The organism is Arthrobacter sp. 10T419 (assembly GCF_056394105.1).
In genome coordinates, this window is the sequence record NZ_JBFTHF010000017.1 from 1 (window position 1) to 7,905 (window position 7,905).

8 protein-coding genes are annotated in these 7,905 nt (G+C 65.3%); 2 read left to right on the top strand and 6 right to left on the bottom strand.

The window, feature by feature from the left end:
- Positions 1-286: 286 nt before the first annotated feature.
- Together AC1DBD_RS17590 and AC1DBD_RS17595 are read left to right on the top strand one after the other, a co-directional pair.
- Complete coding sequence (locus tag AC1DBD_RS17590) at positions 287-1,489, top strand: molybdopterin-dependent oxidoreductase (RefSeq protein WP_476982691.1); 1,203 nt, start codon at positions 287-289, stop codon at positions 1,487-1,489.
- Positions 1,486-1,941, top strand: a complete 456-nt coding sequence (locus AC1DBD_RS17595; RefSeq protein WP_476982692.1) for a hypothetical protein — start codon at positions 1,486-1,488, stop codon at positions 1,939-1,941. Before AC1DBD_RS17590 ends, AC1DBD_RS17595 begins: the two co-directional genes overlap by 4 nt.
- Positions 1,942-1,999: 58 nt before the next feature.
- Here the strand turns inward: AC1DBD_RS17595 and AC1DBD_RS17600 are convergent, their stop codons facing one another.
- The 6 genes from AC1DBD_RS17600 to AC1DBD_RS17625 all read right to left on the bottom strand — a co-directional run bounded on the left by AC1DBD_RS17600 (position 2,000) and on the right by AC1DBD_RS17625 (position 7,577).
- A complete protein-coding gene (locus tag AC1DBD_RS17600; protein ID WP_476982693.1) occupies positions 2,000-3,061 on the bottom strand; it encodes an NAD-dependent epimerase/dehydratase family protein in 1,062 nt (353 codons plus the stop codon).
- Positions 3,061-3,933 (bottom strand): MTAP family purine nucleoside phosphorylase, encoded by an 873-nt coding sequence (locus tag AC1DBD_RS17605; protein ID WP_476926517.1) that lies wholly within the window; start codon positions 3,931-3,933, stop codon positions 3,061-3,063. The genes AC1DBD_RS17600 and AC1DBD_RS17605 overlap by 1 nt, the downstream gene beginning before the upstream one ends.
- Before the next feature lie 62 nt (positions 3,934-3,995).
- Positions 3,996-5,483, bottom strand: a complete 1,488-nt coding sequence (locus AC1DBD_RS17610) for a glycosyltransferase family 87 protein (RefSeq protein WP_476982694.1) — start codon at positions 5,481-5,483, stop codon at positions 3,996-3,998.
- A complete protein-coding gene (locus AC1DBD_RS17615; protein ID WP_476893638.1) occupies positions 5,480-6,172 on the bottom strand; it encodes a class I SAM-dependent methyltransferase in 693 nt (230 codons plus the stop codon). Before AC1DBD_RS17615 ends, AC1DBD_RS17610 begins: the two co-directional genes overlap by 4 nt.
- Positions 6,173-6,183: 11 nt before the next feature.
- Entirely contained in the window at positions 6,184-6,864 is a 681-nt protein-coding gene (locus AC1DBD_RS17620; protein WP_476926519.1) for a TIGR04282 family arsenosugar biosynthesis glycosyltransferase, read from the bottom strand.
- 2 nt (positions 6,865-6,866) lie between these two features.
- Positions 6,867-7,577 (bottom strand): glycosyltransferase family 2 protein, encoded by a 711-nt coding sequence (locus AC1DBD_RS17625; protein WP_476982695.1) that lies wholly within the window; start codon positions 7,575-7,577, stop codon positions 6,867-6,869.
- Positions 7,578-7,905 lie beyond the last annotated feature (328 nt).

The following is a 7,905-nucleotide window of genomic DNA, read 5'->3' on the forward strand; positions in this document are numbered from 1 at the left end:
GGCTCCACCCTCAAGCCCCTCCAGGCATCCGGTGACACCGCCGTCCTCGAAGGCACCCGCGTCCTGATCTCCGACACCGCCGCCGGCCTGCTGAACAAAACCTTCAAGACCGACGCCGTGAAGGCCGACATGCTCGTCGGCATCGCCAAGATCACCGTCAACACCAAGTAACACCCCACCAGGAATGGTTGAGAACGCCACGGACCTTGGGGGTCCGTGGCGTTCTCGGCTCTAGGATTAGACTGGCCCCGGGGCCACAGAACGGTGGAGTGATAACGACATGCAAATGCCCAACCCGCAGAAGCTCACTCAAGCTTTGGCCGCAAAGTTCGCATCGCCGACCCGCAGTTCACGCCTGACGGTAGTGGTGGGCCGCTGGCTCGGGGTCAGCTTCACAATATGTTTCCTGACCGGCCTCTTCAGTCATGGACTCCAGAATCCGCCGTCCTGGATGTTCTTTCCGACCAGACCGGTCTGGATCTACCAACTGACGCAGGGACTCCACGTAACTGCCGGCATCGCCTCGATTCCTCTGCTTCTGGCGAAGCTGTGGTCCGTGTACCCTGAACTGCTCAAGTGGCCGCCCGTGAAGTCTCTGCTGCATGGCCTCGAGCGGGCCTCGATAGCCTTATTCCTCGGTGCATCTCTAGTGCAGCTGACCACCGGGCTGATCAACACCTACAAATGGTATCCGTGGCCCTTTCCGTTTCGTGAGACGCACTATTGGCTGGCGTGGGTGCTCTGGGGATCGCTGCTGTTGCACATCGCGGTCAAGCTCCCTGTCATCGCCAGCAACTGGCGTGCCCGGTCCACGGGAGGGCAGGCCGGCAAGCCCTCCGACGGCGGGATGGACTCGCACGGGCGGGCGTCCGTCGCCGGCAGTCCGGGCCGCGGGCGATGGTCCCGGCGGGCATTCCTGATGGGTGTGGCAACGGCGAGCGGAACGGTTGTCCTGACGACCGCCGGACAATCCTTCGCCGTGCTTGCGCCGCTAAACCTTTTCGCTCCGCGCAAGATGGGCACCGGGCCGCAGGGGGTACCGGTCAACAGAACGGCTGTCGCTGCCAGCGTCACAGAGGCGGCCAATGACGCCAACTGGACCCTTCTGGTACGCAACGGTGACTCCCGCCGGACCTTCAGCCTTGCCCAGCTCAAGGCGATGCCCCAGCACACCCACGAACTTCCCATCGCATGCGTCGAGGGCTGGAGCCAGACTGCGCAGTGGCGCGGGGTCCTGGTCAGGGACTTGATGGACGCCGTGGGGGCTCCGGCCGGGTCCACCCTTCGAGTCACCAGCTTGGAACCAGAGGGCGCCTACCGGTTGATGACCATGGCCCCGGAATACGCCCGGGACGAAAAAACGCTGGTGGCCCTGGAACTGAACGGCTCCGTAATCGACCTCGATCATGGCTATCCGGCCCGCATCATCGCCCCCGGCCGGCCCGGAGTCCTCCAGACCAAATGGCTGCAAAGTATCGAGGTCCTGTGAAAACGCCGAACTCCGTCAAAGCCGCACGTGCGGCCCTCGGCGCCGCCGGTATCGCCATGCTGGGATACGGACTGCTGGGCCTGCCAACCCAACTAGGCCCGGAGCAGTTGATCGGACTGCTGACGTGGATGGCCGTTGCCGTCCTTATTCACGACGGCGTCATTGTGCCGCTCTCCACTCTTGTGGGCGCAGGCCTGACGAGGGCCGGGTCGAAGCTCCAGCCGCTCTCGGCCGCAGTGCTCCGCGGCGCGCTGCTAAGCGGTGCGGTAATCACCTTGATTGCTGCAATTCTGGTGAAGGCCCAGTCCGTCGCGCAGAGCACCACCGTGCTGGAAGCCAACTACGCCGCCTCCCTCACATGGTTCTGGGCGTTCCTTGCGGGCGGCTCTGCCGTGACCATCTTTGCCCTGGAACGAAGAGCCCGCGGGACCGGGCGGGTCCGCCGCCGCTGACCCGGCAGATCCTTTCGGCAACAGTCCCGGGGCCGGAAAGCCTGCCGGCGCCGGTGGCTTACACCCGGTCGCCGCGCAGGGGAGAGGTAGCAAATTCCCGCATGCCTTCGTCGAATCCGACGTTCGGAGCCCAGCCGAGTTCGGCCTTGATCCGCTCCGAGGAGGCCGTGACGTGGCGTACGTCGCCGAGCCGATACTCGCCGGTGACTACGGGCGCCGGACCGGCGCTGAAGGCACTCAACGCGACCGCCACGTCACCGATGGTGTGGACCTCGTCCGCACCGACGTTGTAGGCGCGAAAGGCCGGAGCGCCGTCGTCGGACAGCGACTCGGCGGCGGCGATATTTGCTGCCGCAACATCCCGTACGTGGATGAAACTTCGGCGCTGGGCTCCGTCCTCAAAGACACGCGGAGCTTCACCGCGGGCCAGGGCCGACCGGAAGAGGGAAGCGACCCCGGCATACGGCGTGTCTTTGGGCATCCTGGGTCCGTAGACATTGTGGTAACGCAAGGCAATCGCCGAACCGCCGGTGCTCCGGGCCCACGAGGAAGCGAGGTGTTCCTGGCTCAGCTTCGATGCTGCGTAGACGTTCCTCGGATCCATGACGGCATCCTCGGTGACCATCGCGGGGACCAGAACGGCCCCGGTTTCGGGGTTGCGTGGATCGTAGATGCCGGCGCGAAGGTCCTCCTCCGAGCGGGGACCGGGCCTGACCGGTCGGCCGCTTCCCGGATCGACGTAGGCGCCCTCGCCGTACACCACCATCGAGGAGGCGAGAATCAGGCGGGTGATGCCGTGGCGCTCCATCGCGGCGAGCAGGATGGCCGTGCCGTAATCGTTGTTGCGGATGTAGTCAGGTGCGTCGGCGAAGCTGACCCCAAGGCCGACTTTTGCGCTCTGATGGCAAACGGTATCGATTCCCTGCAACGCCGACTCCACGGCAGCCGGGTCCGTCACATCTCCCGTGACGAGGTCCACGCGCCGGTCAAAAGCCGGTTTGTGCGGGTGCAGGGAAGCGTCCAAGGAATCGAGGACCCGAACACTCCATCCCTTGGCGAGAGCAGCTTTGACGATGTGGGATCCGATGAAGCCGGCGCCGCCGGTCACGAGGAGTCTCATCAGAGACCCACTGACGGGCCGACCGGAGGGAGCGCCATGATTCGGCGTACGGCTTCCGGGTCCATGAGCGGCCTGGCGGCATAGTCGGCGCCGACGGCGGCGAGGGCTGTCTCAAGGATGGCAAGGACGTTGACCTGGGCATGTTTCAGCCGCGCGAAGACGGCTTCAGCCGTGACCGGTTCGGAACCGTCGTGGCCGGTGTCGGAGTCTGTGACGAACGCCAGATTGGCGAAGCCCATGTTCAGCTCCGCGGCCAGGACGGGTTCGGGATATTGGGTCATGCTGATAATGTCGGCCCCGCCGGAGACGTACCACTGCGACTCGGCCCTGGTGGAAAATCGCGGTCCGTTGATGACCACCACTGTCCCTTGGGGGGCGCTGGGCAGCTGGAGCTGATCAAGGGCAACGTGCAGATACGATCGAAGTGTCGGGCAAAACGGGTCCGACGCCGGCAAGTGCTGGACGCCGGCCGGCGCGGCGCCGTCGGCGGTGGTTCCGTCGAAGAACGTGTCGGCCCGGCCCCAGGTGCGGTCAATCAGTTGGTCCGTGACCACGAATGTCCCGGGCCCGAAGCCTTCCCGCAACCCGCCCACGGCGGAGGATGAGAAGACCGCCTCGACCCCGACGCTCTTGAGTGCCCAAAGGTTGGCACGGTAGTTGATCTTCTGCGGCGGAAGCGAGTGCTCCCCGCCGTGCCGGGGGAGGAAGGCCACTGTCTGTCCGGCCACCTCGGCAAATGTCAGCGGCCCCGAAGGCCGCCCGAAGGGTGTGTCGACGTCGACGACGGCCTGCACCGTTGCGCCGGGGAGAGTATAAGTACCGGAACCTCCGATGACGCCGACGCGGGGGATGCGGGGAAATTGGTTATGCATAACGCGATCCTGCCAATTGTTGGAACTTGCTTGAAATCGTCTCTGTGGGTCGGTCACCGGGGTCATTGGGGTGCGGCCGCGAGGTGACTTGCCTCGGCCTGCAGCCGCTGATGGGCAGCCGCTGCAATTCCACGGCGACGTCGAAGCCACGCTCCGGTCGCGACGGTGGAGGCGGCCAAGAGGAGGACGCCCTGGTTAAGAGGCTCACTGTATGGGGCGGCCGAGGGAACCATGTAGATCACGTCCAGAGCCAGAATGACGCTGATGTATTCCCAGCGGCGGCTCAAGACGATGAACGGCATGAGCATCAGTGCGTACCACGGGTAGTTCGGGCTCACGATCAGCAGGGTCAGCCCGATCATGACCGTCTGCTGTTCCCAGAGATTCGCCGCCGTGGTCCGTCTAAGCACACCGAGAGCGACGATAGCCAGGGCGGCCGCACTCAGTACGGGGATCCAAGGCCCGGCCGCGACGATCTGGGCCAGGCCGAACCGGATCCCGCCGCTTTGGCTGTAGCCCTCCTCTTTGAGGTAACCGGGGAGGAATCCGAGGACTCCCGCTCCCGCGAACGCCAGATAAGGAACGTAGAGCAGCGTGAACGTCGCCACGGCGGCGGCGATGAAACGTGCCGGGCGCTTGAACAGTAATCCCGGGGCCGCGATGGCCGGAATGAGTTTCGTTGCCACTGCGGCTCCGAAAGCAACGCCAGAGCGGAGCGGCTTTCCTGCTGTCAGAAGGATTCCTGCAGCGAGAAGGAGGGCGGCGCCCAAGAGATCAACGTGGGCGTTGTTGATTGCCTCGAGCTGCACGAAAGGGCTCCACCCCCACACTGCGGCCAGATGGAGGGGCATCCCGCGGGCGGCGAGAATGCGGAGCAGCATCACTCCAACGGCCACACTGATTAGCAGCCCGCCGAGCTGGAAAGGAAGGTACCCCACCGAATCCGGAACGGCCGCCCGCACTCCGAGGAAGTAAATCTCAGCGGTTGGCGGATAGATGGTGTGCACGTGCGGGCGGTTAATAGCCGAGCACAAGGGTGTCCCCGACGGATACCCCAGGGCAGCGACGGATTCAGTGCCGAATAGCTCCTTGGCACAAACTGGTCGGCCGTCGCTGTCTAAGGAGCCCGGCGCGAACAGCCAGCCCGGCCGCAGGCCGGCAAGTGTCTCATCCAGCGGTACATGCGAGTATGGGGAGATTCCCGCCTTTTGAACGATTCCGTCCCAGGCGTATCGTGCAGAATCGTTACTGGTCCGTGGCGGTGCGCTTACGGCAACCGCGCCAAGCAAAACCGTGCCCGCTATGATCACCGCCCCAATGCGGTCCCGTGGCACCCGCCTGAGCAGGAAGACCGCCGCCATCAGCAATATCCACGAGATGCAGGTGCCGACGATGGGAGCCGACTCGAAGGGATTCCGCGGCAATACCATCCACCAAAGCACTGTCGCGGCCAGGATGAGCACGGCGGCCAGAGCGGCGTAGGTTCCCGTCCGGCGCCCGGAAGCGCGGGCCGCGCCGGGCGTGCTTTCAGTTTGCGGCCGGACTCTCATGCTGTGAATCCGTCCGGACCTATGGCTGGCGAGAGTCGACAAAAGACGCGGCCCTGCCTGTGGTGGACGGACTTTATGGTCCATCCTCCGCGGAGTGCGCGGGATTCGAGACCGGCGGCGCCGGTTCTGGCCCACCGAAAAGGCTCGCTTTGGTTACCTTGGGCGTCTTCCAGGACCGCCGCGTAGACGGTGTCCAATTCGGCATCGGTTTCCACTTCCACCAGGAGAGTCCCCTGGGGGGCGATGAGTTGCAGGCACCGGCGCAGCAGGGTCGTGATGCTGCCGCCGATACCGATGTTTCCGTCCAGCAGGACCAGGGATTGCCACTGCCCGGCGTGGGGAACCGGGGCGAATATGGACTGTTCGAGGGCGCGGGCGCCGCGGCCACGGGCCCGGTGGACAGCCTCGGCACTCGTGTCGATGCCCAGGGCCGTCAGGCCCATGTCCTGGGCTGCGGCCAGCAGCCGGCCGGGACCGCATCCGACGTCGAGCACGGGCCCCTGCAGGTTCCTCAACAGCGAAATCTCCAGTGAGCTTGCCTCGTCGCACCAGTTGCTGACGTCGAAAGTAACGGGGGGCGCAGCATCTTGTTCGGTGTCCGGCCGCAGCGTCAGAGTGCCGAAGCCGTTCGCAAGGGCCCGGGCATAGGGTTCCCGTCGGCCCTGGCCGAAAAGCGCAAGCGGCGTCATGCCGACGGCCGTCATCCCCCGGCCCCGGCGATCGGTGCCTGGTCCTGCAGGACGGGCGCGGCTTGTGCGACGGCCGACGAGAATTCGGTGCCGGGCATCCCGGCAGCGATCTCCACTGCATCGCTGAAGTAGTCCATATCCCGCAACTCGGGCAGCATCCCGGTTGTGAGGCCGGCGGCACGGAGCCTGGCGTACTGGTGGGCTCCGGTGGTGTCGGTGGACATTGGCACCCCCCGGATGAGGGTGCCTGTTGGCCTGCGAAGCGCGAGAGCCCAGAATCCGCCGTCGGAGGCGGGCCCGAGCCACGCGTCGTGGACGACCGTTCCGGTGCCCCAATCATTGAGCAACGGGGCGACATGGTGCAGCGAGAATTGTGGTGTGTCCATGCCGATGATCAGTAGCGGACCGGAAGCGGCATCGCAGATGGCGGCGAGTTTTTCGTCGAGTCCTCCGGAAACCTGAGGCACCACAACGAAACCTCCTGCGTCTTCCGCGGTCGGGGCACCGTCCATAACCAGAAGTCGGTCTCGCGCAGGAAGTTGCCTGACGGTTTCCAGGGTGCTGCTGAGGCTGAGTTGCGCCAGATGGGCCGCATCCTCGGGAGATAACGGCGGACTAAGCCGGGTCTTCACCCGTCCGGGCAGACACTCTTTGGCGATGACGGCCACCGTCAGATCATTCAGGTTGCGCATGCTCATGATTCGTCGCCGGTGAGCTTGAGGACCGGTCCTGAACCCGCGGCGGCCGCGGCCGCCCTGAGCTGAACCGACATATCCCGCACCGCGGTAATCGTTCCGAGGAGGGTGCCGGTGACTTTCGATTTGCCAGTCCGGGGGGCGTACGGAACGGGTAGTTCCAGGATTCTCCAGCCGCAAAGGCTCGCCTTCAGAAACATCTCAAGCGGGTAGCCGCTGCGACGGTCCTCCAATGCCAGCGAAAGCAGCTGGACCCGGCGGCCCGCCCGCATTGGGCCAAGGTCCGTCACCCGTTCCCCGGTCAGCCTACGGAGCCGCCAAGCCAGGACGACGTTCGCGACACGGGCATGGGCGGGCCAGGAACCGCGCTGCGGCTGGCGGCTGCCGAGCACCAGATCCGCACTGCCGTCGATGACCGGGGCGAACAGCGCCGGTAACTGTGCCGGGTCCAGCGAACCGTCGCAGTCGCAGAAAGCCACGTATTCGGCCGTGGAGGCGAGCAGGCCCGCGTGGGCCGCAGCGCCGAAGCCGCGGCGTTCCTCGCGAATGACCATGGCACCAAGTTGGGTGGCGAGTTCAGCGGAACCGTCCGTAGAGCCGTTGTCGACCACGATTGCCCGGTACCCCTCCGGCAGGCGCGCGAGTACCCAGGGCAGTGCGCCCTTCTCGTTCAGACAGGGTAGAACCACATCAACCAAAACTTCGGTCATTTCAGTCACCTTTCAAGGCTACGGCGGGGAAGGCCCACGTCGGCCGGGACGCACCACGGTCCAGGCAAGGAAAAGTGCCACGGTGCCGGCAGAAGCGGAACCGTGGCACTTCCCACCGGTGCAGACCATGCATCCGGCGAGTTTTCCTGGTGGGGTGTTACTTGGTGTTGACGGTGATTTTGGCGATGCCGACGAGCATGTCGGCCTTCACGGCGTCGGTCTTGAAGGTTTTGTTCAGCAGGCCGGCGGCGGTGTCGGAGATCAGGACGCGGGTGCCTTCGAGGACGGMGGTGTCACCGGATGCCTGGAGGGGCTTGAGGGTGGAGCC

Bases quoted from the DNA above. Each gene is read 5' to 3' on its own strand.
- AC1DBD_RS17590 (WP_476982691.1), top strand. From the start codon at position 287: ATGCCCAACCCGCAGAAGCTCACTCAAGCTTTGGCCGCAAAGTTCGCA.
- AC1DBD_RS17600 (WP_476982693.1), bottom strand. From the start codon at position 3,061: ATGAGACTCCTCGTGACCGGCGGCGCCGGCTTCATCGGATCCCACATC.
- AC1DBD_RS17605 (WP_476926517.1), bottom strand. From the start codon at position 3,933: ATGCATAACCAATTTCCCCGCATCCCCCGCGTCGGCGTCATCGGAGGT.
- AC1DBD_RS17610 (WP_476982694.1), bottom strand. From the start codon at position 5,483: ATGAGAGTCCGGCCGCAAACTGAAAGCACGCCCGGCGCGGCCCGCGCT.
- AC1DBD_RS17615 (WP_476893638.1), bottom strand. From the start codon at position 6,172: ATGACGCCGCTTGCGCTTTTCGGCCAGGGCCGACGGGAACCCTATGCC.
- AC1DBD_RS17620 (WP_476926519.1), bottom strand. From the start codon at position 6,864: ATGCGCAACCTGAATGATCTGACGGTGGCCGTCATCGCCAAAGAGTGT.
- AC1DBD_RS17625 (WP_476982695.1), bottom strand. From the start codon at position 7,577: ATGACCGAAGTTTTGGTTGATGTGGTTCTACCCTGTCTGAACGAGAAG.